The organism is Lactiplantibacillus herbarum, from assembly GCF_001039045.1.
GTDB classification, from domain to species: domain Bacteria; phylum Bacillota; class Bacilli; order Lactobacillales; family Lactobacillaceae; genus Lactiplantibacillus; species Lactiplantibacillus herbarum.
The window spans coordinates 113,299-137,828 of the sequence record NZ_LFEE01000020.1 but is presented as its reverse complement, the minus strand read 5'-3'; the positions used below and the strand labels follow the sequence as shown (position 1 = coordinate 137,828).

Sequence of the window (24,530 nt, the reverse complement as noted above, 5' to 3'; positions counted from 1 at the left end):
GGAGGAATAAGTATGGCAGCATTGTCGCGACGGCCAGAACTATTGGCTCAATTAATTAAGCTGAATCCCAACGTGGAAGCCAATCCGAATTATGATGAGATTATGGCTTATGTGCTGGATAAGACGATTAATGATATTGCTAATTATACGCACATCGCAATAGCGAGTTTGCCAGCCGAATTAGATCAAACGATTGTTGGAATGGCACAACAGTTGCTGGAAACCCATCAACTACTGGCATCATCAGCTGAGCCAATGAATGACGTTCAATCGCTCAGCGAGGGTGATACGGCGGTAATTTTTAAATCATTATCGGCAACGTTGCTGGAATTGCAGTCGGTTAATGCGATTAGCGATAACTATTTAATGGTGCTCAACCAGTTTAGGCAGGTGAAATACTGATGGACGGCTTTAAGCGAATGACTAAAGTACTGCCAAGACTGTGGCATGATCGGGTCACGATTGTTGGGGTACGCGAAGTAGTAGATGGTCCGTTTACGACTACTGCTGATGTTAACGTGTGCGTGGATCGCCCGGGAAAAGTTGTGTTAGGTAGCTTAAAAGCGAGTGAGCAAACTCTTTTTGGAACGGATACCTATGATGCCAAGCTGATTATCGATAGTGCGATTAAGATTGCTGCGGGTGACTTGATTACGGTGACGGATGTCAACGGCAACGTGACACGATATCGGCGAGCTAGCAAGGGCTACACCGGCTATGTGAGTCATCAGGAAGTCGCGATGGTTCGCGATGAGAAGGCGAAGGAGGTGGTTGCGGATGGCGTGGGGAACGTTTGATATTAGTGCATTTGAGGCCTTATCAAAGCGTATTGATTCGGAAGTGAAATCCCATCAAATGGAAATGATGTTGAATAATAACTTAAAAAAATCAGGCATGACATTATTGGAAGAACTTAAAAATCGAACACCAGATAGCAGTAGCTGGGAAATAGATGGGACCACTAATAACCAATCGATGATTATTTTGACAGTGACCAATAACGTTGATGATGCAGCTAAAATTGAGAATGGGTATCGGACTCATGGTAGTTGGATCTCAGGACAACATACCCTAACAAAAGCAATAGCTGAAATTGATAATCGGCTACCGGCTATCCTGGATGCCAATTTAAACTCCTGCTTACAGGGGTTGATGTAATGGCATTTAATATCAGTGAACGAATTGCAATGGAGTTAGCGAAGCTTAGTCCAGACATCCCAATCTATCGTGAACAACAACGAGGTGGTTTTCAGGAACCATCTTTTTTTGTGAATAAGATTACGTCACACATCAATCCTAATCTGTTTGGTATCCAGTTTCGAGACAATCATTTTGAGGTGATCTACTTTCCAAATATTGATAAGCCAAACGAAGATATGGATTTGATGGAGGAACAGTTATCTGACAATTTTAAACAACTGGAAGACTTTGCTACGGTCAGTGACATTGATTTTGAACGCAGTGATAGCACGTTGATCATGACATTTAGAGTCAGTTTCCGGGCAGTGCCAGTCGATAAAGGGACTAAGCAACAAGCAATCGATTATCAAGGAGGATTGAAGCATGACTGAAACAAAGAAGGCTAGTGCTGCTAAGAAGACCGTTGTCAAATATGGCAAGGCGGACTTACTGCGTGCTAGTGGCTTTACTAAATTGGAACTTGATATTTTGAAAGTCGCTTTGAACGATGATCAAGACTACTCAGTGGACCAAGCAAAACAAGCAATTAAGAAATTTAAGGAGGCTATTTAAATGGCTGGTGGAATTTGGAAGAACCAAAACAAAAAGCGCCCCGGTGCATATATCAATACAGTTGGGGTCCCACAGGACAAGCCTGACACGACGGCAGGGCGAGTGTTGATGGTCAATGGTGTCGATTATGGCTGGGGCACTAATGGGGTCATTGAATTAGCTAGTGATAGTGATTTTAAGGCCTTGATTGGTGTTGCTCAGACGGATGCTAAGGCGATTACGATTCGTGAAGCGCTCAAGGGTGCGGTAACCGTGCTCTTGGTGAATGCTAATGCTGGGACGAAGGCCGCGATTACGGATGACGCCTTACCATGGACGTTCAATGCTAAGTACGCCGGTGTTCGTGGTAACAACATCACGGTCAGCATTTTAAAGGACCCAACTGACACCACTAAACTTACAGTAACGACGCTATTAGATACGGTGACTGTTGATGAACAAGTAATCAGTACAGATGGAGCAACAGCATTGACCAGTAATGACTATGTTGACGTGGTTACTGGTGACGCCGCTACAGTATCAACTAAATTAGCAGCTTTAGCAGGTAAGACCACGTACAAGTTAACCGGTGGTACGAGTGATAAAGGAGACGTTACGGAACTACTTGCCGATGCCATGGAGACTCGTGAATATAGTGTGGCGACGACGGCTGGTTACTCAGTCGACAGTGAATTACATGCGTTACTAGCTAACTTAGTTAAGCGAATGCGGGATGATGAAGGCTACAAAGTTACTGGTGTTGTGCCAGCACTTGTTACGGACACTAAGTACAATGATGAGGCGATCACAACCGTTGTTAATGGGGTCACGTTAATGGATGGCACGGTCTTAGAAGCAACGACGGCTGCTGCATATATCGCTGGGGCATCATCAGCAATGGATGGTAGCGGGTCGTTGACTTACGCAATCTACCCTAATGCTCAGGACGCCACACCACGATTATCTAACACAGCGATTATTGATAACCTTCAAAAGGGCCACTTAGTGTTCAGTGTTAAGCGTGATGGCGATGTGGTTGTTGAAGAAGACATCAACAGTTTAACGTTGTTCACTGCAGACAAACCGAGCTACTTCGCTAAGAACCAAGTTGTGCGAACAATGGACGAGATTGCCAATACTGTTCAAACGACTTTTGAAGATCAATTCATTGGCAAGGTCAATAACAACACGACTGGTCGTGATTTATTCAAGTCGGCCCTGATTACTTACATGACTGATTTACAAAATGCCAACATTATCCAGAACTTCGTTGAGGATGATGTGATGATCACGGCTGGTGACGACAAGGATTCCATTGTTGTTGATTTGGGTGCGCAACCTAATGAAGCAATGGAAAAACTCTACATGACATTAACGGTTAAATAAGGGAGGCAACGAATATGGCGACAACTAGCCAATTTTTAAACGGCCAAGATACGATTAGTTCTAAGGAAGCTACGGTTTTCATGAACTACAAAGGCCAGAACATCAACATGATGGAACTGATCGAATTAAGTGCGGATGTTGAAAAGAATAAGGAAAAAGTCAAAGTTATTGGTGATCGTTGGTCTAAGAATAAGACGACCTCTATGGCTGGTAAAGGTAAGCTTAGCGGTTATTTGATTAGTTCTAATTGGATCGAGTATGGTCTTGATTACGCTAATGGCGGTGCGGATATGTACTTTGATATTACGGCCACGATTAATGACAACACAAGTAGTACGGGGACGCAAACGGTTCTGCTAAAGAACGTCAACTTGGATAAGGTGCCAATTTTAGACTTGAAGGCTGATGACAAAGTGTTGGAATGGGATACTGATTTCACCTTCGATGGTGTTAAGTTAGTAACGCCATTCAACGACATTAAATAATTGGAGGATTTAAAAATGGCAAACGATAATCAAGCAGTTGAAACACGTTCTAAACAGGTTGGGATTGACGCGTTTTTGCGTGAAAATGTTAGTGATCCAGTTGAAACAAAAGAAGTTCCAATTGAACGTTTAGGACTTTCAATCACGATTCAATCGCTGACTGAAAAACGGATGGCCCAGATTCGTAAACAAAGTACGCGGAAGTTCCAAAATAAATCAGGTGAGTTCTTCAATGAAACTGATGATGAAAAATTATTGGAAAATCTTATTGTAGCGGCGGTAGTCAATCCAGACTTAACCAATGCTAAGTTGCAAGAATCATGGGGTGCAATTGGTCATCCCGCAAGTATTCTTAAAACAATGCTTCGTGGTGGCGAATATACAGACTTATCCGCAGCTATTCAGAAGTTTAGCGGTTTCGATGTTAGTGGTGTGACCGAGGTTGCAAACGACGTAAAAAAATAATTAACAATGGTGAGGGTAATGAATTTCAATACTATCACTACTGTATGCTTAGCTGGGGCTGGAAACCTCAAGACTGGATAGGTCTCTCGATTAGAGAGCGCGGCTTAGTTATTGCGGGCATCGACATAGAACAAGAACGACTACGGCGGGAACAAGCTGAAATGGAAGCCAAGCGCAATTAAGCGCTTGGCTTTTTACATACCTGAAAGGAGGCGGAAAAATGGCAACAGTAAAAGGTTCAATTATAATTAATAATCAATTTTCAAATACGTTAAATCAATTGAATTCTGGATTAAAGCAGTCAATGAATGCAATCCAACAATTACAACACTCAATGTCTCAACAGAGTGGCAGTACATTCGCTAGTAATTTTAAAGCCGGTTTTGATCAATTAGATGGTAGCACTCGTAAGTCTGGTAGTTTAATCAAGGCCACGTTGGGGTCCAATCTGGTAAAGAATGGTGTTGCTAAAGGCGTTGGGCTGGCAGCAGCGGGTGTCAAGTCGTTGATAGGTGAGCTTGAAAGCTCTAGCAGTGCATGGCAAGCTTTCAACGGAAATACACAACAAGTTACCACTCTTGGACAAGCGATGGATGGGTTGCAAAAAACTTTAGTTAATAAATTGTCCCCTGCATATGCAGCAGTGAGTAAAGTTGGTGTTGAAGCAATAGGTGAGCTGTCGAATAAAATCTCAGCAATGGACTTTAGTGGGGTTCAGTCTAAAGTGGCGACAGTTGCTAATGGAATCGTTAATGGATTGAAAGTGGCTGGAAGTTTCGTGGCCGAATTTTGGCAATCAATGTCAAATACCTCAGCAATTAGTGCTGCGAGCGCAGCCATGCAATCGCTTGGAGATGCCATGAAAAATATTAGTAATGCTTTCACTGGAGGTGCTAGTCTTGATAGTTTGGCTGATTCTTTAGGCCGTTTAGCTGGGAGTGCAGTAACGGGAGCCGCTAATGCAATAAAATCAGTTAGTGATGCAATCAAGCAGATGAGTCCGGGACAGATCAAAGGGGTCGCAATTGCGATTGGTTCGTTAGTAGCTGCGGTTAAAGCTATCAGTTTGATTAAAGGGGGAATGAAACTAGCGGATACACTCGGACTTGGTGAAATTGGTCCCGCAGCTGCAAAAGCTGTAAAAGGAGTTATTTCTGCATTTAGCGGAGGGGGAATATTGCCAGCAATAGAAGCATCATTTAGTGGTATTGGTGGCGTTGTTTCGACTGCGTTTGGACCAGTTATCTTAGTGGTAGCAGCGGTTACGGCCGTGATTGCAGGTGCCGTCATGGCATGGCAGAGTAACTTTATGAATATTCGTGGTGTCATTGAAGGACTAGCACCAATTTTTGGTATTGTTGGCAATGCAATGAAGAGTGCGTTCAGCAATATGGCAGTTTCGCTAGCGCCATTAGTACCTATCCTTAAAGGAATTGGTGCAATCGTGATTGGTATTTTAGCAGTTGGTTTTGTGGCTGCAGCAAGTGCTGCGTTAGTTTTGGTGGCGGCTGGTCAATTGGTTGCTGGTGTGATTGGAGCCATTGCTCACGATGCAATGGCATTAGGCAAAGCGTTAACGGGTAACTTTAGCGGTGCAGCCAAGGAATTTGATGCAGGTAGTAAAAGCTTGGAGAATGGATTCAATGGTGCTAAGACTAGTATCAAAGGGGTTGGTGATATTCTTGGTACTGTTAAAGACTCGGTTAGTGAGCTTGGTAAGACGCAACCAAAGGTGAATGTTAAAGCAGATACCAGTGATGTTTCTAGCGGGGTAGATCAAGCTATTGCTGGGGTAAATGGCAAGTCTAGCACGGTTAATGTTAAGGGAGATACAAGCGGCCTAACTAATAGTATGGATTTGGCAACTAAGAATCCTAAAAATAGTACAGTAAATGTTAAAGGCAATATGACACCATTTACTAATAGCTTAGATTTAGCCACTAAGTCTTCGAAAGCAAGTACAGTAAATGTTAAGGGTGATACGAGCCAGTTAACTAAAAGCTTAGATACTGCTACTAGTTCTAAGAAAAATAGCACCGTAAGTGTCAAGGGTGATACAACTCAACTTAACAGTAGTGTGGATAAAGCCACTTCCTCTAAGAAGGCAACTATGGTAAAGGTTGGTGCCGATACAACCCAACTAACTAATAGTATGAATACAGCGCTGCCACTTGATAAGACGAGTAAAACCGTCAAAGTTGATGCTGATACAAGTGCTGCTAAGCAAAAGACTGCCGCATTAGCTGGTCAAACGGTTAAAGGCGGTACGGTTCAGTATGATGCTAAGGTTGCTAAGCCGAAAATACCAACACCGACAGCACCTAAGATTGCGACAATTGCAGCACCAAAAGTTGGTAAGCCACAAACGCCACAACCAACTAAGGTTAAGGCAACTTCGATTGCTGCGCCTAAAGTTGGCAAGCCAGTAATTCCGCAACCAGCGCGGATTAAAATTGCTAACATTCCGGCACCTAAGATTGGGAAACCATCAATGGCTGGGGTAGTTTCTGCCGTTAGATCAGGTATGGCGTCGGCAGTTGCAGCAGCACGCTCAGGTGGTTCACAACTCACGAATGCTGTGCGTGCATCAGTAAATGCCGCTGCTGCGGCTGCTCGTTCTGGGGCTAGTGCAATGCAAGCTGCTGGATCAATGATTGGTGCTGGATTGGCTACTGGGATGCGTTCGCAAGTTGGTGCGGTAGCTGCTGCGGCTAATGCGTTAGTAGCACAAGCTAATCGTGCCGCCCGCGCTGCTGCTAAAGTTCATTCACCATCACGTTTATTCGCTGAAATTGGGGATTATATGGGCCAAGGGATGGCACTAGGTATGGATGGTACTAACTCATTAGTAGCGACTGCCGGTAGTGATTTGGCGACGGCTGCTGCTGGGGGTGTTTCCAGTCAACTACCAGCAATGGAATTTGGCGGCATTGGTGCCGAAAGCATCCCAAGTGAAACGTCATTTAATCGTCAAAATCCTAATGGTCAAACGGTTACCAATAATCGTAACAATCAGAATAGTTCTGCAATGATTGTGAGAGTTGAGAGCGGTGCGATTCAAGTGATTAGTAGTGGCGATGGTGAACAAGACGGTGAGACAATCGCCCGTAAGTTAGAAAGCTACTTGATTCAGTTGGATGGCAAGTCAATGAGTTAGAGGTGAAGAAATGGCACATATTGGAATTTATCTGACTGACAGTAAGAACAAAACGTTTGAGCTGCCAGTCAATCCAGAGGAATTAAAAATCAACTATGAAACGAATGATAGTACAGAGGAGGTCGTAAAACTCGGTGCCATCAATCGGATTGGTGAGGTCAAGTTACGTTCCATTAGTATTGATGGTATTTTACCGATTAGTAATAAAGGCGTGGGTTATGTGACGGCATCTAAGCCATTGAGTAAAGCACAGGACTATATCAATCGGTTGACTAGTATTCATCAGTCTAAGAAGCCGGTGCGCTTTGTGCTATCTGGGACTAAGATTTCGTTACAGATGACGATTGCAAGTTTTACTTATGGATTTAAGAGTGGTAATTCGGATGAGTATGTTTATACACTGGTTCTAACAGAGTACAAGTCATATAAAGCCGAACTGATGAAAATCACTAAGAAGAAGGTTGCTGCTAAGGGCAAGAAGCGACCAGCGCCACCCAAGAAGATTGGGCGTGGGTCAACGGTGATTGTTAATGGTCGCTTGCACGTTGATAGTTACGGCAGTGGGCCGGGGCAAACGGAGCGCAATGCGACCCGCAAGGTCAACTTCATTGCGTTGGGGCGAGCCTGTCCGTACCATGTCACAACGCTAAGTGGCGGTTGGCGCGGTTGGGTCACTAAGTCGTCAGTGAGGGCGGTGTAAGAATGACAGTGACAAAGTTTACCGTTGGTCGGCGGACTGATCCACGAGTGTGGGACGTTCGTAGTATTTTGAGTGGCGTTGTCACCTGGACAACTGATCTTAACTATTCGGCCGGAACGCTAGAGTTTGAAATGATTGAAGTGAACGAAGGTTTTACACCACATATGGGTGATATTGTGGAGTTTTATTGGGATAATACCAAGGTGTTTTATGGTTATGTCTTTGATTTTAAGTACACTAATGAAAAGTTTACTGTTACAGCTTATGATAAGTTGCGATACTTTAAAAACCAAGATTCGCTGGTGTGGCCGGTTTCGACACTATCACAACGCTTTACTAAAGTTGCGAAGATGGCGGGGGTTAGTTACCGGGTAGTTAATAATTCTGAGCATAAATTAGTAGCAGAGGTAGCTGATGGTAAAAGTTACTTTGACATGCTTCAATCCTCAATTGAGACCACTCAAAAAGCGACTGGTAGCCAGTTCTTTCTTGCAACCAACTATGACACCGTTGAGCTTAGAAAAGCGCCATACAAAGAAACTACACTGGTTGTAGGTGATAAGTCATTAATGACAAAGTTTGAGTATGAGCAGAGCATTGATGATGCAGCTAACGTAGTGCGAGTGATTCGTGAGAACGAAGATAAAGGACAACGAAGTACCGCAACGGCAGGTACCAAAGATCCAAGTAATACGTCGTTTACGGCGGTAACCGCTAGTGGCAATATTAATAAGTGGGGACGCCTACAGACTATTGAAACCGCAGAGGAAAAGGCCAATGAAGCTCAAATGCGGCAACAAGCGAAGGATTTACTAAAATCTAAGAACAAGCCGACGAACAAACTCACATTAACAGTGATTGGCGACCCGGCACTTGTGGCTGGTAATTCGGCATGGCTGAAAGTCCAAAGTTTGGCAGACATCGGCTATGGAACGCAAGCAATGCTGATTACGAAGGCAACGCATCGTTTTAGCGCCGACTATATGGCTGATATTGAAATGAAGGTGTAGAAATTGGCTGGTGAATGGTTAATGCAACAGATAGGGGCTCGCGGCGGTAATAAGTCAGATTACTCGGATGTGATTTATGGCACCGTTGTGAGTACCAGTCCGCTGCAGGTTCAAGTAAGTAATAACATGATCCTACCAAGTTCGTTATTGACCAAAGGGCGGGCGGTGTCCGATTATACGACAACGATAGTGATTGACGACGAAAAGAAAACGATGACCGTGAAAAACGGCCTACAGTCTGGTGACCACGTAGCGATGATTCGCGGCGATGGTGGCCAGACTTTTTATATCTTTGACAAATTGTGAGGTGGTTTAGATGGATGATGATGTTCAAACGGTTGGTGACACGCTTAGCGATGAGGTTGAAGAAGTCACGCTGCCGTCGCGAACGTACAAGGTTAAGGACGGTCATATTATCGGTATGACTGATGATTACGAAGCAATGGTGCAAGCCGTTGATAAGGTCATGAAAACCGAGCGCTTTGTGTTTCCGATTTATAGTGATCAGTACGGCAACGACTTTACCGAACTATTGGGGAAGTCGTTTGATTATGCGGAGGTCGAGGTCGAACGGATGCTGAAAGAAGCGTTGTTAGCTGATGATCGAGTTAATGAAGTGACCATTGATAATGTGGAACGAGTCGACGCGACGGTTTTAGAGGTTCAAGCGACGGTCGAAACGATATACGGTGCGGTCAACACAGAAACGGAGGTGCAGATGGGTGAATCCTGAGGAATTAGCGAATCAAATTGGGAGTCAAAACTTTGATTATTTTATGGATAAAGTGATGGCTGAGGTGCCAGATACTATCGACAAACGGGAAGGCGCCATTATCTATGATGCGCTAGCCCCTGCAGTGACTGCTTTGGCAGAACAATCGCTCAGTATTGGTACAGTTGTTCGGCAAGTCTATACGACAACTGCGACTGGCGAGTTTCTGGATTACCGAGCAGTTGAGCAAGGGACTAGTCGCCAGACGGCAACAGCAACTCAAGCCAGCGTGACTTTTACGGACGCAGATGGTAACTCGGTGACTAGTGTACAAGTAGGTGATCGCTTTGCCAGTTTGGGTGATGAACCGATTTTTTACTCAGTGACGGCGATTACCGGTCCAGGAGCTGGGACGTTGACGGCTGAGATTGCTGGAATTGGGCCCAATAGTTATCGTGGTCAGATTCTACCGATTACGCCGAATGATAGTTTGTCATGGGCTGAAATTATTGACGTACCGGTACCTGCACGTGATGCCGAAACGGATGACCATTTACGCGAACGGCTATTATCGCCAGATACCTATAATGCTTACGGTGGCAATGTAGCCGACTATCTGACAATGCTAGCGAAGATTGAAGAGGTTGGTGCCGGTCAAATCTATCCGGCGTGGGCTGGTGGTAGCACAGTTAAGGTTGTCATTCTAAATAACGATTTGCGAGCGGCCAGCGATACACTGTTGAAAGCCGTTAAAGCAGAACTTGATCCGGAAGAAGCTACAGGTCAAGGGTACGGATTGGCACCGATTGGTCATCAAGTTACCGTAGCTGCTCCAACTGAGCTAAACATTGATGTGACAACTAATGTGGAAGTTAACCCGCAGATTACGCTAGTAACTGTTCAATCACAAATCGAGAGCGGCATTGCGGACTATTTTCAGAAGCGGCGTAAAGATTGGGATAACGTGGATAAAACGCTTGGCCGCGGCTATAAGTTGACGATTTACCGCGCCCAGATTCTAAGTGAGATTTTAAAAGTTGACGGCGTTGTGAATGCGTCCATGCCGGTGCTTAACGGTGCCGAAAGTGATGTGGACTTAGTGTTTAATAATGAAACTTCACAGTTACCGATTATGGGGACGGTGAAACTTGATGGTTAATCTAGCGGATTATTTACCTAATTATTACGATGAAGTTGTAGAAATGCAGCAACTGATGGCGGCTGAACAAGTGATTTTCGATGGCCAGGGTGACTTGGTTAATCGATTGCTGTTAAATCGGTTTGTCATGACAGCAGATAGTAATGGGTTGTCGCTATTTGAGTACGAGTTAAAGATTGAAGTGACGGCTGGTGAGTCCTTAGAGGAACGGCGTAGTAACGTGTTATTGCGAATCATGCCACCTCAAGCGATTACAATTGGTTATTTGCGAGCGCTGGTTAAGTCGCTGCAAATTCCAACAACCATTACGGTGGATTCAGGTAAGTCGAGTGTGAAGACATTCAGTAGCGCTACCGTGATCACGCCAGAACAAGTGGTGCGGTTACGCTATTTATTGAGTGTTTATTTACCAGCAAACTTGGCTTATGTTATTAGTGAACAGGCTAAAACTGAGAATGCGTTACCACTTAGTATCGGTTTCGCGGCACATACGGTAGTTAGTGATCAGATTGGGGCAGCTGCTGTCATTTATGAGGAGGTTTAAGATGTCAAAATATCAAGATTCAGTATTAACCCCAGCCGGACTATTGCTGGCAAGTAAGGCCTATGCTGGCAAGACGACGTTTAAGTTAACACGGACCGCAACGACGGCGGATGTGTTAACTACGGATGGTATTAAGAAACTTACCATGTTGCCAAATGAGGTGCAGGCGGGAACCATTGCGCAGAGTGATAACGTGGTTAGTGATGATCATACTTTAATTACGACAGAACTATTATTTACTAATCAGGATTTAGCGAAGAGTTATCAGATTAATGCGATTGGTGTGTATGCCATGGAAGCGGGAACGACGAATGAGATTCTATACAGTGTGGCAATTGCGGATCAGGCCGAGTTTATGCCGGACTTTGCGGATAAAGTGTTGATGGAATTTAAGACGATAATTACGATGGCTGTCGGGCAGAAGAGTAACGTGACGATTGAGATGGTGGCTAATAATTTGGCGACGCAGCAGTATGTGCAGAATGCGATTAAGGATTTAGCGCAGGATGCGGATGTGGTGCATGATAATCATGATGGGACGATCAAAGTTAATGAGACGAATTTTCAACCGGTGGCTACTGATGGGAGTAGTAAGGTTATTTTGCCTGCTACGGGCACTTCTCAAACAGCATACGATTTATCTAATTTTCAACAGCCGCCTATCACTAAGACTGATGGTACAGCCACGGTAGTAGTTGAGAAAGGAGAAAGTGTGGCATTGAAGCTGTGGCCACTAGCAGAAGGACTATATACATTACAGATTAAAGCCGGTGCTATTTTTACTACTGCTCCCGAAGGATACAACCGTACTCTGTGGTGGGGTGTTACATTTTTGTCGAATGACCGCGATTATTTCGGAACTATTCGTATTTGGAGACGTCAAGAAAAAGGGTTAATACCGTATTATATGGAGAATATAGTTATTAATCAGGAATATAGCGGTACTCAGATGTATTAGTCGGAACGAATGAAAGAGGATTTATCACAACCAACTGATTATTTGACATTTGTTCAGATGCCTGATGTACGAGCAATGCAGTCAGTTGCCTTGACGGATCGATTTGGTAATCCCTTCTATATTGATGACTGGGGATCAATAAAAAAATTTATGGTTGGTTTGTCAACTCAGTTTGCAGCACATTCTAGATTTGTTGTATTAACTGCTAAAACAGATGATTTTCCGGGAAATGAAAATGCTAGTGGATGGATTACTATTAACTATTTTGGATCGAGTGATCAAGGTGATTTTAGTGTTGATGTTACTGGGGTTAGTGGTACTCGTTATGAAGCTACGTTTAAAAATGGGGTGTTGTCTGGATCATGGCGAGTAAGTAAATTTTCTTCGGAAATTATTAAGCCTACTATTTCTTGCAACACGTGTACAACAGGTACTGCAAAAAACTTTATAGAATATGAAATACGTGAAAATATACTTTATCTTAACATGGAAGTTTGGCCGGTTGGGTACGGTGGTAATACAAGTATATTGGTTTCGTACCTTGGTGGAATGTTTAATAGTTCTTTAGCAGGGGTTAACGGCCGAGCGATGGCTTACAATCAACTAGGCGCTAACTCTAGTACCTATGGGGCAGTTCAGGCACCGCTTACTATTGATAATGGAATATTGAGAATTGCAACTTCTGGCTATACTTTTAGTAACGGGACGACTTCTAATATTAATGGCTCATTTCAGTATCAAGGGCCAATTGCTAGTTTAGATTTTACTACTGGTTTTACTGCATGGCATTAGAAGGAGAGGAGATATGCTAAAACATTTAAAGAAAAATAGATTCTGGTTATGGAAATCACTTGAAACGTATGGCCTCGGAATCTATTTCATTATCAAGCAAAACACGTTTAAGTTTGAGCCACCTAGACCAACCTTACTCGATATTTTCGACGATCCGCCAGTGATTTTTATACTAGCGATTGTTGGTACGTTTGCGCTAGTTTATGCACTGTGGAATGTTAATATTGCTTACTATAAACCAGTCATGACAGGGTTGCTAACCTTTGTATGGCTGTTTTTTATGGTCGCGTTTGGGTTCCATGACTTTGAAATTCAAAAGTATCTGAGCTTTGAAAGTATGTATGCTTTCTTCGTATTGGCATCTACAGTGTTCGAAATTGTGACAGGGGATGATTAATGATGAGCGATGCTGTTGCGGTGGCACTGATTACCACTGTCGGGTCTGTTCTTGTCGCAATTTTGACCCAATTAGTGGCAATCTGGAATGGTAATAAAGCCGCAGACAGCGATGATCAGGGGCACCTAAAGAAAGACAATGTGGAATTGAAAAAGCAAAATGACGAGCTACAAGAGATTGTAGACTACTATCGGAAACGGGATGATAAGTGATGACCAGTTTTATTCAATTAGTAAATGGCGGGACGATTGCGGCAATTGCCGTGGTAACGTTCCTGATTGTGTGGGGAATCAAGTACACCAAGTTTAATAACGAATACTTACCAATTATGGCCGAGTTAATCGGGGCTGTGGTTGGTATTTTTATTGCCCAAGCCATGGCAGATACAACGTGGATTGTTGGGATGGTGGATGGATTAGTTGCCGGTGCGGTCAGTGTTGGTGGTAATGAGTTGATCAAGTCGCTCATGAACACTTTTAGTATGTATGGAGGGAACAAGTAATGGCTACTTTAAATGGATTTGACGTATCAAGTTACCAAACTGGCATGGATGTAGGCAGCGTTGCCGGTGATTTTGTACTGGTAAAAGTAACTGAAGGTACTGATTATATTAATCCAGTGTTCAATACACATGTTCAGCAGGCGTTGACGTCGGGTAAGAAGTTAGGTGTGTATCACTTCATCCGTAATGATGTTGACATTAAACGACAAGCGGATTATTTCTTAACTAAGGTTGGCCGTTACATTGGACAAACGATGCTAGTATTGGATTTTGAAAATACCAATGGCTCAACCATTCAAAATCAAACTGGAGTTGGCTTGGCTAAGCAATGGTTGGATTATGTCTATGATAAGACTGGGGTACGGCCCGTTTTATATACGGGCATTAGTTGTGAAAACTCATTGAATTGGTCAGCGGTAGTGGCAGCCAATTATGGTTTATGGATTGCTCAGTATAATAATTACAACGCGGTTAATGGGTATACACCACGTGATTTGTATGGCTCACTAGAATACTGGAAGACCGCAGTCATGTTTCAATATACGAGTGCTGGTCGTTTATCTGGTTGGGGCGAAGGGTTAGATTTTAACGTTTTTTATGGTGATAAATCGTCATGGGATAAGTATGCTGAGGCTACTAAAACAGCAGTAGCTAGTAAGCCAGTACCCAATCATGATATCTCTGCACCACAGTGGGTTAAGGACAATAGGACTTATACGTTGAAGACAGCTGTTAAGCTTCGTACAGGTGCATCAACGTCTGCCGATGTAATTGCTGTCTTGCCAGCTGGTTCAGTTGTTAAGACTGATCAAGCTATCATTACGGGAGGGTATCGTTGGGTGCGGCAGCCACGCGATACTGGTTATGCTTACATGGCGACTGGCTCAGCTGATAATACACTAAAATACGTGAAGTAATATGAATCCCCACACTGGTTAATTTGACTAGTGTGGGGATTTTATGCGTTATTCCCAAAAATGTGTATCTTCAAATTTCGTTTGAAATCTTCCTTATGGAGAATCTAAGTAGGCAGGGTAAACATCAGTTATTAGTATTGATTTATTAGTTGAAATCGATTGAATAAATATTTGTTCTTCAAGTGAATTATGCTATACTATTCAAGTACCACATGGAGAGTTGGCAGAGTGGTAATGCACCGGACTCGAAATCCGGCGAACCGGCTAATACCGGCGCGCAGGTTCAAATCCTGTACTCTCCTTAAAATGATATTTAGAGCGTCGCCAATTTAGTGATTGGTGACGTTTTTTTGTTGTATGGAAATCGATGAAATATTCATGGATTTTAGCAATGGATTCTGACGAAAACTATAAAAGTAGATAAAGAAAAATGAAGGTAGGTATCGACTACTTAGCCAATATCTACCTTCATTTACAATGTTAAATGCTATTTTTCTTCCTGCACAATATAATGTGGTCGATGTTTCGTTTCAATATAGATCTTACCGATATAGTTCCCAATAATACCAAGGCAGAATAACTGGATCCCGCCAATTAAGAGAAGGATAGTAACAAGTGATGCCCAACCGCTAGCGCTATTATTGAAGATTAATTTACGAATAATAACCACAAAAATACTGATGATTGAGGCAAATGACAATAGGCCCCCAGTAAAGGTTGCAATCTTCAATGGAACGTCTGAAAAATCGACAATCGCATCAATTGAGTAATCGAATAATTGCCAGATTGACCAGTGAGTTTCACCGGCTGAACGGGGTTGGTTTTCAAACTTCAGATAAGTTGTTCGGAAACCGACCCAATTAAAGATTCCCTTTGAAAACCGGTTCGCTTCAGGCATTGCTAAGATGGCGTCAACCATCTGACGGGTCATTAGACGATAGTCACGAGCGTTCGGAATAATCTGAACTTTCGAGATCTTGTTAACGACTGAGTAGAATGAACGGGATAGGAATGAACGAATAAATGGTTCGCCAGCACGGTCTTCGCGCATCGTTCCGATACAATCGTATTCATCAGTCTGTAGCATCGTTAACATTTTTGGTAATAACTCTGGTGGATCTTGAAGGTCAACGTCCATGACGGCAACGTAATCACCAGTAGTATGTTGTAGTCCCGCCAACAATCCGGCTTCTTTCCCGAAATTACGAGAGAAGGAAACATAATGGACAGTATCAGGATGAGCCGTATTTAACTGACGGAAAACATTCAACGTACCGTCAGAAGAGCCATCATTAACAAAGACGTATTCGTGGTCAACACCTTCAAAGGCTGCCGCGTTATCAGCAATCACTTTTTCAACGGTGTTATAAAAAATTTCAATGGTTGGTTCCTCGTTATAACAAGGAACAACTAAGCTTATAGTTTTCATTATTAGTGTTTTCCGACCTTTTCTAAAATTGTTCCGACCAGTAATCGGATATTACTAGTCATCAATATAATTTATAATTGCTGTATTGTAAGGTTCTTATGATAATCTAGGCAGATTTTGTTATTCTAGCACGTACAAAATCTTCGTGTGCAGACTAACCATGATTATCAGTCCAATACAAATATCATAGCTTGAATTAATGTATAAAGCAATCAATTATGAGATAGTAATTTTACCATCTACGGGTGCGCCTAGTTTAGTTGTTTGATGTCGATGCCAGAACTGCATAAGAAGACCTCCTAAGGATGATTGAATTTGTTAAATTTTAAGTTCACCCGTAGCGTAAACTATGAAACCCGTCCCATGTCAAGCAGGCGCATGCAATTATTTTTGAGGCAAAATGTTATAATAAATAAATTGTTAGAACCAGTCGTCGTAAGTTCAGCAAAACACTGCCTGATTTAATAGTTAGTGTGGTGTTTCTGAAGCTTGCGTCAAGGAAATCCGGGTATTTAGACCGGTTGATAAATATAATGATGAACCCTAATTAATTGGAGGAATTAACGTGAAAGTCGGAATCGATAAGTTGCACTTTGCAACTTCACATCTTTACGTAGATATGGCTGAGTTGGCCACAGCACGACAAGCTGAACCAGACAAATATTTAATTGGGATCGGCCAGTCGCAAATGGCAGTCATTCCACCGAGCCAAGATGCGGTTACATTGGCGGCTAACGCGGCATATCCAATGTTGACTGCGGCTGATATTGAGGCGATTGACCTGTTAATCGTGGGTACGGAGTCTGGTGTGGATAATTCTAAGGCCAGTGCAATCTACGTGGCCCATTTATTGGGACTCAATCGCCGAGTACGAGCAATTGAAATGAAGGAAGCCTGTTATGCTGCGACTGCCGGGGTTCGTTTGGCGCAAGAACACGTGCAGGCTCATCCAGATAAGAAAGCCTTAGTGATTGGAACAGATATCGCTCGTTACGGGCTGAAATCAGCGGGTGAACCGACTCAGGGTGGCGGTGCGGTGGCTATGCTGATCAGTGCTGATCCACAAGTGTTAGCGTTAAGTGACCAATCCTGCTTGCTGAGTGAAGACGTGATGGATTTTTGGCGGCCATTGTATCACACTGAAGCTTTGGTAGACGGTAAATATTCATCAAACATTTACATTGATTACTTCCAAGATGTCTTTAAAGGTTACTTAGAAGCTACGGAAACGCAGCCCGAAGCGTTAACGGCGTTAGTCTTTCATTTGCCATATACAAAAATGGGCCTAAAAGCATTACGCAGCGTGTTACCAATGGTTGATGAAGCTCAGCAAGCAACTTGGTTAGCGCATTTTGAACATGCCCGTCAATTAAATCGACAAGTGGGAAACTTGTACACGGGTTCACTGTATCTTAGTCTATTATCACAGTTGTTGACAGATCCTGACTTAAAGGCGGGGGATCGATTAGGACTATTCAGCTATGGTTCCGGTGCGGAAGGTGAATTCTATACTGGTGAGCTGCAAGCTAATTACCAACAGGGACTCGACTTAGGGTTACCACAACGTTTAACTAAACGGCAACGTGTCAGTGTGGCTGAATACGAACGGTTATTCAATGGTCAGTTAGCTTGGAAGGCTGAAGATCAGGATTTAGATTATCAAAATGATCCCCATCGGTTTGTTTTGGCTGGTCAACGAGATGAACAGCGCCAGTATTTCGATCAGCAGGCCGAAAAACAACTGTAGGTTAGCTAATCGTAGAAGTAATGGGTTTTGAATACATGGTTTGCTAAAATGCTGTGGACTAAAATAAAACCCTTCAGAAATTCAAAATTTCTGAAGGGTTTTATTTTTGTGTTTAGATTATTCGAAATTACTAGTTACAACTTTACCATCTTTAAGGCTAAGCAAAGTGTTGGTTGTTCCTGGTTCTAGCAGCGTGATTGTGTAGCCGGCAGCTAGATTTTTCTTCAACGATTTTGAAAGACTCTCAAAATTAGTTGTGATTGTCGAGATTGCTTTTTTATTATCAGTAGGATGTTCCTTGATCGTCTTCAACGAACTGATATACTTCTTACCAGTAGGGGTAATCGTGTAAGTCTTATCAGCTTTGCTGAAAGCCACGGTACCGATTGACTGGTAATTTGATTTGAGTTGTTTAAGGATATTGTCTTCCTTCAACTTAGTCGTTGCGGCAGCTTGTTTTTCGCTATCTTCATTAAAAACAGCCTGTGAAGAGCTTAAACTAGTTGTTTTACTAGTGCTGCTTGAACTACTAGATGAAGCAGCACTCTTGGACGATTTGCTGGTCTGGTTATATGGCCAGTAAGGTAATTTGAAAGTGGCATAACCGGTCACAAGGGCACTTAAGACGGTTACGAAGGTTAGAAACTTCCAGCCGCCACCCGATTGACGCGCGTACAGCACGGAAAATAATGCTAATAGAAAAATGATCAAGCCCATAATGGCTAGGAACAACATGTCACCAACTCCAATGTTTAAAATAGTATAATCATTATACCATTGAACTATCGTACTGCCGTTAAAGATTTAACAAATTAACAAATTACAATGTGAGGAATGATTGGATGCCACCATTATTTTTACCAAAGCACCCTGAGAATCAAGCGCCAATGGCCCGCTATATGCGCGATCAGTTTCAATTCTTAGGCGTTCGTAGTACTGAGCGGCGTGAGTTATTACGACCAATCAGTCGACAAAGTAAAACCTTAGATGAAAAGACGCTACAGGATTGGTTAGCGTTCTATTACCAGCAACCGTACCGTGAATATCAATACGTGGCCATTGATCTGGCATTCGCCAACATCAAACGGTTAACGCCACAACAGTATCAATGGTGTTACCAGCAAGTTACGGTGACACCTTGGTGGGATAGTGTGGACGCTTGGCGTAAAGTGTTATCGACGTACGTATTTAAACAGGATGCGTTGGAAGAACTCGGACCAGCTTTTTTAACTGCGGATAATTTGTGGTTACGACGAATCAGCATTATCTTGCAATTGGGTCGTAAAATGCAAACGGATGAGGACTACTTACGAACCGCAATTCTAAATAATCAATCGAATGATGAGTTCTTCATCCAGAAAGCAATCGGTTGGGCACTCCGTGATTACAGTAAAACTAATCCGGAGTGGGTACGTGAATTCTTTGCTACCGTACCGTTATCAAAATTGGCGCAACGGGAGGGCCAAAAGTACTTACCCGCACAGCAGTGATAAAAAGGATGATTGAAGATTCCTTTTTCACTATATGACGTGGCTTAAGGGTCCTCATGACGCACGTTTCGAGGATGATTAGCTACAGGGAGATACAAATAAGCTACTTCAGAAATTCAACATTTCTGAAGTAGCTTATTTGAGTGGTGTCTTTAATTGTTTATTGGAAAAGCATGTCGCGGTATAAGCCCACAACTTTACCTAAAACAGAGACGCTATTTAAAATAATTGGTGCCATCGTATCGTTTTCTGGTTGCAAGCGGTAGTGATCAGCTTCCTTGAAGAAACGTTTACAAGTGGCTTCGTTTTCGTCGGTCATGGCAATGATAATATCACCGTTGTCGGCCGAACTCTGTTGGCGAACGATTACTTGGTCACCGTTCATGATACCAATGTTGATCATACTTTCACCACGGATGGTCAGCATGAACAGGTCACCACCGAAGGATTCAAGTTCTTTAGGAATTGGGAAGTAGTCGGTTGCTTCTTGGACGGCTAGGATTGGTTGCCCGGCCGTGACCGTCCCTAAGACTGGGATTTGGTGAGGGTTAATCTCGACACCCAGTGCTTCAAAACCAGCTGGCGTAACTTCGATTGCCCGGGGCTTGGTGGGATCTTTTTCGATGAACCCTTTTTTCTCTAAGCGGGAAATGTGACCGTGGACGGTGGAAGTCGAAGATAAATCGACGGCTTCACCAATCTCACGGACGGTTGGCGGATATCCTTTTTCATTGACGCGATCATAAATAAAACGCAGAACCGCCATTTGTTTGCTTTCCGATGTTTTACTCATCTTGGCACCTCATTTATTATTTTCGTTAAGTGGTTAAGGCAATTGTAGCATAGCTTTTCACAGCTTTCAAACAAATGTTCGGTTGACAAACCCTATTAATTGATTTAGGGTCTAATTTCGTGTATATTTCTGTTTTGAAGGGAGCTGCTGCTTTGATTTCAAAAGAATTGCTCGCTCGGATCAATGAGTTAGCTCACAAGGCGAAAGCTGAGGGGCTCACCGAGTTAGAAGAGTTAGAACGTAAGGATTTACGTCAAAAATATCTTAAAGAATTTCGGGCTGGTTTTAGACAACAAGTCGAAATGCTGCAAGTTTATGATAAAGATGGTAAGGAAGTCACGCCAGAAAAAGTTCGCCAGGTACAACGCGATCGCGGCCTACGTGATGATTAACCGATTTCAGGAAAATTTGTTAACTGACAAATTTTCCTTTTCTTTTATTATTAATTTGTGTAGACTAGTTTAATGAAGACTGTAATAAGGGAGGGGAATGACTATGTCTACTGGAATTTGGATTCTAATCGTCGTCTTGGGCGTATTAGTTGGCTTAACTGGTGGTTTCTTTGGTGCTCGTCACTACATGCAAAACTACTTGAAGCAAAACCCACCAATTAGTGAGGAAATGCTACGGAGCATGATGATGCAAATGGGTCAACGCCCATCCGAAAAGAAATTGCACCAAATGTTGAACTCAATGAAAGCTGCTTCTAAAGATAGCAAGTAATTAACGAGTTAAAAAATGCCGGTAGTTGCAATTTGCAATTACCGGCATTTTTTGTGATTAACTTTTAAGATCGTGCGTAAGACTAATTGTCATGTGAAGCGTATTTGTCAGCTGCAGGATCGACGTATTTAAACGTTGGATCGATTTGACGATCAAGGTCGTCAAAAGCAGTTAACATTTGCGTTTCAATCTGTTTTTGACCATCGTCGTTCAATTTGAGCTTATGGTCTACATAGATTGGTTTGCCGAAACGAACAGTGATCTTCTTACGGCTAAATAGTTGTTTGAATGTCAGTGGTCCTTGGTAGACGGTTGGGACTAATGGTACCCCCGCCATTTTTGCAATCACGATAGCGCCACCCTTTAATTCTTGGGAGTGCCGAGTACCAGAGGGGTACATGATCAGTGATAATTTGCCACTACGTAGGAATTTAACCGGCGTCTTGATGGCAGAGGGCCCCGGGTGCTTACGGTCAACTGGAAACGCATTGGCGTGAAGTAGAATATAGCGAAGCACTGGATTTTTGAATAATTCTTCTTTGGCCATAAAGCTAAACTTCATGGGGCTACCCGCTAAAGCATAGTAGAGTGGGTCGAACCATGTCCGGTGAGGTCCTACTAAGATGTAGGCCCCATCTGGAAGGTTTTCTTTGCCCTGGTAACGGGGGCGTCCGTTGATCAGGGTAACGATTAGCCGGACTAGTCCGCGCATAAATGAATAGAACATCATGATCTTCCTTTCGTTTGCTAACTGCTCACAGTATGACGAAAGTTTAGAAATTCTGCAAGTTAATTGTATGGTATGCTTGCAATGACTTTTGAGAGAGGTGGTTGCACATGGCTAATGTCACGTTACACGCTGATGAGCGTATCGACCAACTATATAGTAGAAATATTCAAATTATTCAAAGTTCGCAAGTCTTTGCGTTCTCACTCGACGCGGTGCTGTTGGGCGATTTTGCTCAGGTGTCTAAAGCGTCTAGTTGCCAAATTGTCGATCTGTGCGCGGGCAATGGTGTTGTCGGTCTGTTTGTGAGTGAACGCACGCAGGGACACATTACGGCGGTTGAGTTGCAGCCACGGTTAGCCGACATGGCCCAACGGAGTGTTGAGCTCAATCAATTGACGGCACGAATGACCGTTTTAAATGAAGACTTATTAACGGTTACTAATCACGTTGCCAAGGATTCGATCGATACCGTACTTTGCAACCCACCGTATTTTAAAGATCAACCTCAAAGCGTTAAGAATCCCAATCCACACTTGGCGATTGCTCGTCACGAAATCTCAGCGAACTTAGATCAGATTATGGGTGTCACGAGTGATTTACTGAAAACTAACGGTAAGGCCTACTTTGTTCATCGTCCAGAGCGACTTGATGATTTGTTTGCAACTATGAAACAGCATCGCTTAGCGCCTAAACGAATCCGGTTTGTGCATCCAAAGGCGGATCGCGAAGCCAACATGGTTCTGATCGAGATGATCAAGGACGGTAAGGCTAATGGTGTTCGGATTCAACCGCCCGTTGTGGTATATCAAGCAGATGGATCATATGGGGAAGAGGTGCATACGTTACTCTATGGCAACGACTAAGCAATATTATTTTTACGTGTTACTATGTGCCGATCAGACGCTATACGGCGGTTTTACGGACGACCTAGAGCGCCGTCTTGCAACTCACAACGCTGGGAAGGGTGCCAAATATACCCGAGTTAAGTCACGACGACCGCTGACGATGATTTATCACGAAACTTACGATGATAAATCCAGTGCGTTAAAAGCGGAATATGCTTTTAAACATCAGCCGCGAACGGCCAAGTTAAAGTATTTAGCTGCACATGATGTAAAAATTTAACCAAGTTTTCATAATTTTGCATTCTATTTCTGGGAATTACTGTTATAATATTTACTGTATCAATATATAGGAGGAATTTTTGTAATGAAAATTATTGCATATGCTGTACGTGACGACGAACGCCCATTCTTTGACACTTGGATGAAAGAAAACCCAGATGTTGAAGTTAAATTGGTTTCAGAACTACTTACTGAAGACAACGTTGACTTAGCTAAAGGTTTCGACGGTGCCGATGTATACCAACAAAAAGACTATACTGCTGAAGTATTAAACAAGTTAGCCGACGAAGGTGTTAAGAACATTTCACTTCGTAACGTTGGTGTTGACAACGTAGACGTTCCTACTGTTAAAGCTCGTGGCTTAAACATTTCTAACGTTCCTGCATACTCACCAAACGCAATTGCTGAATTATCAATTACGCAATTGATGCAATTATTACGTCAAACTCCACAATTCAACAAGAAGTTAGCAAAACAAGACTTCCGTTGGGCACCAAACATCGCTAAAGAATTACACACGATGACGGTTGGGGTTGTTGGTACTGGCCGTATTGGTCGCGCTGCTATCGATATCTTCAAAGGTTTCGGTGCTAAAGTGATCGGTTACGACGTTTTCCGTAACAAGGAACTCGAAGAAGAAGGCATGTACGTTGATACTTTGGACGAATTATACGCCCAATCAGACGTTATCACGTTACACGTTCCTGCATTAAAAGATAACTACCACATGTTAAACGCTGACGCCTTCAGCAAGATGAAGGACGGCGCTTACATCTTGAACTTTGCTCGTGGGACTCTTATCGACTCAGAAGACTTGATCAAAGCCTTAGACAGTGGCAAAGTTGCCGGTGCCGCAGTTGATACGTACGAATACGAAACTAAGATCTTTAACAAGGACCTTGAAGGTCAAGTTATTGATGACAAGGTCTTCATGAACTTGTTCGAACGCGACAACGTTTTGATTACACCACATACGGCTTTCTACACTGAACCAGCCGTTCACAACATGGTGCACATCTCAATGAACAGCAACGTTCAATTCATCGAAACTGGTAAAGCTGATACGCAAGTTAAGTTTGACTAATTTTAAGATAAATTGATAAAAGCGGGACTGCCTAATTGGTAGTTCCGCTTTTTTTGTGTAAAGAGCGTGTGACAGAAGCTGTATAGTTACTGATGTTACTCAGGAGGTCGAATGATTGGGGATATTAATCGGTTGATTTCGGTATCTAAACAGAGTTAGTTGGTTTTTGGTGCATGTTTTAAGTGTTGATGTTCGAAATAAAAAGATGAGATATTATAGTTAGTTATGGGACGTCATCATCAGTTGGTATTAAAATACTAAAGGTTGAAAGTTATAAAATAGCTAGAATAATTACTTTACCAGTAATAGTTATTTAGAAATTGGTCTCAATACTTTACACATCGTTCCGCCAGCCGGGAAAATACGCCATGGGGACCAGTCCTAGCCAAAAAGCGGTCTAGGACCTCGCTTTTGAGCCTAAAATTCAAGTCTCAAAAGACGTCCCGCAATTTAAGGCGGCCAAGATGAAGTGCAAGGAAAAAGTTAGACACTTTT

General features: G+C 42.9%; 32 protein-coding genes and 1 tRNA gene. 29 read left to right on the top strand and 4 right to left on the bottom strand.

Annotation, left to right across the window (positions count from 1 at the left end):
• Positions 1 to 12 precede the first annotated feature (12 nt).
• The 22 genes from ACG95_RS07445 (at position 13) to ACG95_RS07340 (ending at position 15,217) form a co-directional block, all read left to right on the top strand.
• Positions 13 to 402 (top strand): head-tail connector protein, encoded by a 390-nt coding sequence (locus ACG95_RS07445; protein ID WP_047999927.1) that lies wholly within the window; start codon positions 13 to 15, stop codon positions 400 to 402.
• Positions 402 to 797 carry a hypothetical protein gene (locus ACG95_RS07440; protein ID WP_047999926.1) on the top strand — a complete coding sequence of 132 codons (396 nt, stop codon included), beginning with the start codon at positions 402 to 404 and terminating at the stop codon, positions 795 to 797. Before ACG95_RS07445 ends, ACG95_RS07440 begins: the two co-directional genes overlap by 1 nt.
• Positions 778 to 1,158 (top strand): hypothetical protein, encoded by a 381-nt coding sequence (locus tag ACG95_RS07435; protein ID WP_047999925.1) that lies wholly within the window; start codon positions 778 to 780, stop codon positions 1,156 to 1,158. The genes ACG95_RS07440 and ACG95_RS07435 overlap by 20 nt, the downstream gene beginning before the upstream one ends.
• Positions 1,158 to 1,571 (top strand): phage tail terminator family protein, encoded by a 414-nt coding sequence (locus ACG95_RS07430; protein WP_053072727.1) that lies wholly within the window; start codon positions 1,158 to 1,160, stop codon positions 1,569 to 1,571. The genes ACG95_RS07435 and ACG95_RS07430 overlap by 1 nt, the downstream gene beginning before the upstream one ends.
• On the top strand, positions 1,564 to 1,752 hold the full coding sequence (locus ACG95_RS07425) for a hypothetical protein (RefSeq protein ID WP_047999924.1): 189 nt from the start codon (positions 1,564 to 1,566) through the stop codon (positions 1,750 to 1,752). The genes ACG95_RS07430 and ACG95_RS07425 overlap by 8 nt, the downstream gene beginning before the upstream one ends.
• Positions 1,753 to 3,117: a phage tail sheath C-terminal domain-containing protein gene (locus ACG95_RS07420; protein ID WP_047999923.1), complete on the top strand. Its 1,365-nt coding sequence runs from the start codon at positions 1,753 to 1,755 to the stop codon at positions 3,115 to 3,117.
• Between the two features lie 14 nt (positions 3,118 to 3,131).
• Entirely contained in the window at positions 3,132 to 3,602 is a 471-nt protein-coding gene (locus ACG95_RS07415; protein WP_047999922.1) for a phage tail tube protein, read from the top strand.
• Positions 3,603 to 3,617: 15 nt separating this feature from the next.
• Entirely contained in the window at positions 3,618 to 4,067 is a 450-nt protein-coding gene (locus ACG95_RS07410; protein WP_047999921.1) for a phage tail assembly chaperone, read from the top strand.
• Positions 4,068 to 4,287: 220 nt separating this feature from the next.
• Positions 4,288 to 7,224 (top strand): hypothetical protein, encoded by a 2,937-nt coding sequence (locus ACG95_RS07405; protein ID WP_047999920.1) that lies wholly within the window; start codon positions 4,288 to 4,290, stop codon positions 7,222 to 7,224.
• A 10-nt stretch (positions 7,225 to 7,234) separates the two neighbouring features.
• The gene (locus ACG95_RS07400; RefSeq protein WP_047999919.1) at positions 7,235 to 7,924 is read left to right on the top strand and encodes a hypothetical protein; all 690 of its coding nucleotides are present in this window, start codon (positions 7,235 to 7,237) and stop codon (positions 7,922 to 7,924) included.
• 2 nt (positions 7,925 to 7,926) lie between these two features.
• On the top strand, positions 7,927 to 8,934 hold the full coding sequence (locus ACG95_RS07395; protein WP_053072725.1) for an XkdQ/YqbQ family protein: 1,008 nt from the start codon (positions 7,927 to 7,929) through the stop codon (positions 8,932 to 8,934).
• Between the two features lie 21 nt (positions 8,935 to 8,955).
• Complete coding sequence (locus tag ACG95_RS07390) at positions 8,956 to 9,240, top strand: DUF2577 domain-containing protein (protein WP_082137331.1); 285 nt, start codon at positions 8,956 to 8,958, stop codon at positions 9,238 to 9,240.
• 10 nt (positions 9,241 to 9,250) lie between these two features.
• Positions 9,251 to 9,667, top strand: coding sequence for a DUF2634 domain-containing protein (locus tag ACG95_RS07385; protein WP_047999917.1), 417 nt, complete (start codon positions 9,251 to 9,253; stop codon positions 9,665 to 9,667).
• Complete coding sequence (locus ACG95_RS07380) at positions 9,657 to 10,805, top strand: baseplate J/gp47 family protein (protein WP_047999916.1); 1,149 nt, start codon at positions 9,657 to 9,659, stop codon at positions 10,803 to 10,805. The genes ACG95_RS07385 and ACG95_RS07380 overlap by 11 nt, the downstream gene beginning before the upstream one ends.
• Positions 10,798 to 11,349, top strand: a complete 552-nt coding sequence (locus ACG95_RS07375) for a putative phage tail protein (RefSeq protein ID WP_047999915.1) — start codon at positions 10,798 to 10,800, stop codon at positions 11,347 to 11,349. The genes ACG95_RS07380 and ACG95_RS07375 overlap by 8 nt, the downstream gene beginning before the upstream one ends.
• A 1-nt stretch (position 11,350) precedes the next feature.
• On the top strand, positions 11,351 to 12,307 hold the full coding sequence (locus ACG95_RS07370; protein ID WP_047999914.1) for a hypothetical protein: 957 nt from the start codon (positions 11,351 to 11,353) through the stop codon (positions 12,305 to 12,307).
• A gap of 9 nt (positions 12,308 to 12,316) precedes the next feature.
• Positions 12,317 to 13,099 (top strand): hypothetical protein, encoded by a 783-nt coding sequence (locus ACG95_RS07365; RefSeq protein WP_047999913.1) that lies wholly within the window; start codon positions 12,317 to 12,319, stop codon positions 13,097 to 13,099.
• 13 nt (positions 13,100 to 13,112) lie between these two features.
• On the top strand, positions 13,113 to 13,496 hold the full coding sequence (locus ACG95_RS07360; protein ID WP_047999912.1) for a hypothetical protein: 384 nt from the start codon (positions 13,113 to 13,115) through the stop codon (positions 13,494 to 13,496).
• Positions 13,496 to 13,708 carry a hypothetical protein gene (locus tag ACG95_RS07355; protein WP_047999911.1) on the top strand — a complete coding sequence of 71 codons (213 nt, stop codon included), beginning with the start codon at positions 13,496 to 13,498 and terminating at the stop codon, positions 13,706 to 13,708. The genes ACG95_RS07360 and ACG95_RS07355 overlap by 1 nt, the downstream gene beginning before the upstream one ends.
• Positions 13,708 to 13,998, top strand: coding sequence for a lysis protein (locus tag ACG95_RS07350; RefSeq protein WP_047999910.1), 291 nt, complete (start codon positions 13,708 to 13,710; stop codon positions 13,996 to 13,998). Before ACG95_RS07355 ends, ACG95_RS07350 begins: the two co-directional genes overlap by 1 nt.
• A complete protein-coding gene (locus ACG95_RS07345) occupies positions 13,998 to 14,915 on the top strand; it encodes a GH25 family lysozyme (protein WP_047999909.1) in 918 nt (305 codons plus the stop codon). Before ACG95_RS07350 ends, ACG95_RS07345 begins: the two co-directional genes overlap by 1 nt.
• A gap of 214 nt (positions 14,916 to 15,129) precedes the next feature.
• Positions 15,130 to 15,217: transfer RNA gene (locus tag ACG95_RS07340), tRNA-Ser, on the top strand.
• Positions 15,218 to 15,402: 185 nt separating this feature from the next.
• On the opposite strand, the gene ACG95_RS07335 is transcribed toward ACG95_RS07340, so the two are convergent.
• On the bottom strand, positions 15,403 to 16,344 hold the full coding sequence (locus tag ACG95_RS07335) for a glycosyltransferase family 2 protein (protein ID WP_047999908.1): 942 nt from the start codon (positions 16,342 to 16,344) through the stop codon (positions 15,403 to 15,405).
• A 565-nt stretch (positions 16,345 to 16,909) separates the two neighbouring features.
• On the opposite strand from ACG95_RS07335, the gene ACG95_RS07330 reads away from it, so the two are divergent.
• Positions 16,910 to 18,091, top strand: a complete 1,182-nt coding sequence (locus ACG95_RS07330) for a hydroxymethylglutaryl-CoA synthase (RefSeq protein WP_047999907.1) — start codon at positions 16,910 to 16,912, stop codon at positions 18,089 to 18,091.
• A gap of 117 nt (positions 18,092 to 18,208) precedes the next feature.
• Here ACG95_RS07330 and ACG95_RS07325 read toward each other — a convergent pair whose 3' ends face one another.
• Positions 18,209 to 18,826, bottom strand: coding sequence for a hypothetical protein (locus ACG95_RS07325; RefSeq protein WP_047999906.1), 618 nt, complete (start codon positions 18,824 to 18,826; stop codon positions 18,209 to 18,211).
• A 107-nt stretch (positions 18,827 to 18,933) separates the two neighbouring features.
• Between ACG95_RS07325 and ACG95_RS07320 the strand changes: the two genes are divergently transcribed.
• Positions 18,934 to 19,581, top strand: coding sequence for a DNA alkylation repair protein (locus ACG95_RS07320; RefSeq protein ID WP_047999905.1), 648 nt, complete (start codon positions 18,934 to 18,936; stop codon positions 19,579 to 19,581).
• A gap of 160 nt (positions 19,582 to 19,741) precedes the next feature.
• Here ACG95_RS07320 and lexA read toward each other — a convergent pair whose 3' ends face one another.
• Positions 19,742 to 20,374, bottom strand: coding sequence for a transcriptional repressor LexA (lexA, locus tag ACG95_RS07315; protein WP_047999904.1), 633 nt, complete (start codon positions 20,372 to 20,374; stop codon positions 19,742 to 19,744).
• A gap of 152 nt (positions 20,375 to 20,526) precedes the next feature.
• Here lexA and ACG95_RS07310 point away from each other — a divergent pair, with 152 nt between their 5' ends.
• Positions 20,527 to 20,766, top strand: coding sequence for a DUF896 domain-containing protein (locus tag ACG95_RS07310; protein WP_047999903.1), 240 nt, complete (start codon positions 20,527 to 20,529; stop codon positions 20,764 to 20,766).
• 103 nt (positions 20,767 to 20,869) lie between these two features.
• Positions 20,870 to 21,097 (top strand): YneF family protein, encoded by a 228-nt coding sequence (locus ACG95_RS07305; protein ID WP_047999902.1) that lies wholly within the window; start codon positions 20,870 to 20,872, stop codon positions 21,095 to 21,097.
• A gap of 82 nt (positions 21,098 to 21,179) precedes the next feature.
• Here ACG95_RS07305 and ACG95_RS07300 read toward each other — a convergent pair whose 3' ends face one another.
• A complete protein-coding gene (locus ACG95_RS07300; RefSeq protein WP_047999901.1) occupies positions 21,180 to 21,824 on the bottom strand; it encodes a lysophospholipid acyltransferase family protein in 645 nt (214 codons plus the stop codon).
• Between the two features lie 110 nt (positions 21,825 to 21,934).
• Between ACG95_RS07300 and ACG95_RS07295 the strand changes: the two genes are divergently transcribed.
• The 3 genes from ACG95_RS07295 to ACG95_RS07285 all read left to right on the top strand — a co-directional run bounded on the left by ACG95_RS07295 (position 21,935) and on the right by ACG95_RS07285 (position 24,035).
• Positions 21,935 to 22,690 (top strand): tRNA1(Val) (adenine(37)-N6)-methyltransferase, encoded by a 756-nt coding sequence (locus ACG95_RS07295; RefSeq protein ID WP_047999900.1) that lies wholly within the window; start codon positions 21,935 to 21,937, stop codon positions 22,688 to 22,690.
• Complete coding sequence (locus ACG95_RS07290) at positions 22,677 to 22,952, top strand: GIY-YIG nuclease family protein (RefSeq protein WP_047999899.1); 276 nt, start codon at positions 22,677 to 22,679, stop codon at positions 22,950 to 22,952. The genes ACG95_RS07295 and ACG95_RS07290 overlap by 14 nt, the downstream gene beginning before the upstream one ends.
• A gap of 84 nt (positions 22,953 to 23,036) precedes the next feature.
• Positions 23,037 to 24,035, top strand: a complete 999-nt coding sequence (locus ACG95_RS07285; RefSeq protein WP_047999898.1) for a D-2-hydroxyacid dehydrogenase — start codon at positions 23,037 to 23,039, stop codon at positions 24,033 to 24,035.
• Positions 24,036 to 24,530 lie beyond the last annotated feature (495 nt).

Bases quoted from the DNA above. Each gene is read 5' to 3' on its own strand.
- ACG95_RS07445 (WP_047999927.1), top strand. From the start codon at position 13: ATGGCAGCATTGTCGCGACGGCCAGAACTATTGGCTCAATTAATTAAG.
- ACG95_RS07440 (WP_047999926.1), top strand. From the start codon at position 402: ATGGACGGCTTTAAGCGAATGACTAAAGTACTGCCAAGACTGTGGCAT.
- ACG95_RS07435 (WP_047999925.1), top strand. From the start codon at position 778: ATGGCGTGGGGAACGTTTGATATTAGTGCATTTGAGGCCTTATCAAAG.
- ACG95_RS07430 (WP_053072727.1), top strand. From the start codon at position 1,158: ATGGCATTTAATATCAGTGAACGAATTGCAATGGAGTTAGCGAAGCTT.
- ACG95_RS07425 (WP_047999924.1), top strand. From the start codon at position 1,564: ATGACTGAAACAAAGAAGGCTAGTGCTGCTAAGAAGACCGTTGTCAAA.
- ACG95_RS07420 (WP_047999923.1), top strand. From the start codon at position 1,753: ATGGCTGGTGGAATTTGGAAGAACCAAAACAAAAAGCGCCCCGGTGCA.
- ACG95_RS07415 (WP_047999922.1), top strand. From the start codon at position 3,132: ATGGCGACAACTAGCCAATTTTTAAACGGCCAAGATACGATTAGTTCT.
- ACG95_RS07410 (WP_047999921.1), top strand. From the start codon at position 3,618: ATGGCAAACGATAATCAAGCAGTTGAAACACGTTCTAAACAGGTTGGG.
- ACG95_RS07405 (WP_047999920.1), top strand. From the start codon at position 4,288: ATGGCAACAGTAAAAGGTTCAATTATAATTAATAATCAATTTTCAAAT.
- ACG95_RS07400 (WP_047999919.1), top strand. From the start codon at position 7,235: ATGGCACATATTGGAATTTATCTGACTGACAGTAAGAACAAAACGTTT.
- ACG95_RS07395 (WP_053072725.1), top strand. From the start codon at position 7,927: ATGACAGTGACAAAGTTTACCGTTGGTCGGCGGACTGATCCACGAGTG.
- ACG95_RS07390 (WP_082137331.1), top strand. From the start codon at position 8,956: ATGCAACAGATAGGGGCTCGCGGCGGTAATAAGTCAGATTACTCGGAT.
- ACG95_RS07385 (WP_047999917.1), top strand. From the start codon at position 9,251: ATGGATGATGATGTTCAAACGGTTGGTGACACGCTTAGCGATGAGGTT.
- ACG95_RS07375 (WP_047999915.1), top strand. From the start codon at position 10,798: ATGGTTAATCTAGCGGATTATTTACCTAATTATTACGATGAAGTTGTA.
- ACG95_RS07370 (WP_047999914.1), top strand. From the start codon at position 11,351: ATGTCAAAATATCAAGATTCAGTATTAACCCCAGCCGGACTATTGCTG.
- ACG95_RS07365 (WP_047999913.1), top strand. From the start codon at position 12,317: ATGAAAGAGGATTTATCACAACCAACTGATTATTTGACATTTGTTCAG.
- ACG95_RS07360 (WP_047999912.1), top strand. From the start codon at position 13,113: ATGCTAAAACATTTAAAGAAAAATAGATTCTGGTTATGGAAATCACTT.
- ACG95_RS07355 (WP_047999911.1), top strand. From the start codon at position 13,496: ATGATGAGCGATGCTGTTGCGGTGGCACTGATTACCACTGTCGGGTCT.
- ACG95_RS07350 (WP_047999910.1), top strand. From the start codon at position 13,708: ATGACCAGTTTTATTCAATTAGTAAATGGCGGGACGATTGCGGCAATT.
- ACG95_RS07345 (WP_047999909.1), top strand. From the start codon at position 13,998: ATGGCTACTTTAAATGGATTTGACGTATCAAGTTACCAAACTGGCATG.
- ACG95_RS07335 (WP_047999908.1), bottom strand. From the start codon at position 16,344: ATGAAAACTATAAGCTTAGTTGTTCCTTGTTATAACGAGGAACCAACC.
- ACG95_RS07325 (WP_047999906.1), bottom strand. From the start codon at position 18,826: ATGTTGTTCCTAGCCATTATGGGCTTGATCATTTTTCTATTAGCATTA.
- ACG95_RS07320 (WP_047999905.1), top strand. From the start codon at position 18,934: ATGCCACCATTATTTTTACCAAAGCACCCTGAGAATCAAGCGCCAATG.
- lexA (WP_047999904.1), bottom strand. From the start codon at position 20,374: ATGAGTAAAACATCGGAAAGCAAACAAATGGCGGTTCTGCGTTTTATT.
- ACG95_RS07305 (WP_047999902.1), top strand. From the start codon at position 20,870: ATGTCTACTGGAATTTGGATTCTAATCGTCGTCTTGGGCGTATTAGTT.
- ACG95_RS07300 (WP_047999901.1), bottom strand. From the start codon at position 21,824: ATGTTCTATTCATTTATGCGCGGACTAGTCCGGCTAATCGTTACCCTG.
- ACG95_RS07295 (WP_047999900.1), top strand. From the start codon at position 21,935: ATGGCTAATGTCACGTTACACGCTGATGAGCGTATCGACCAACTATAT.
- ACG95_RS07290 (WP_047999899.1), top strand. From the start codon at position 22,677: ATGGCAACGACTAAGCAATATTATTTTTACGTGTTACTATGTGCCGAT.
- ACG95_RS07285 (WP_047999898.1), top strand. From the start codon at position 23,037: ATGAAAATTATTGCATATGCTGTACGTGACGACGAACGCCCATTCTTT.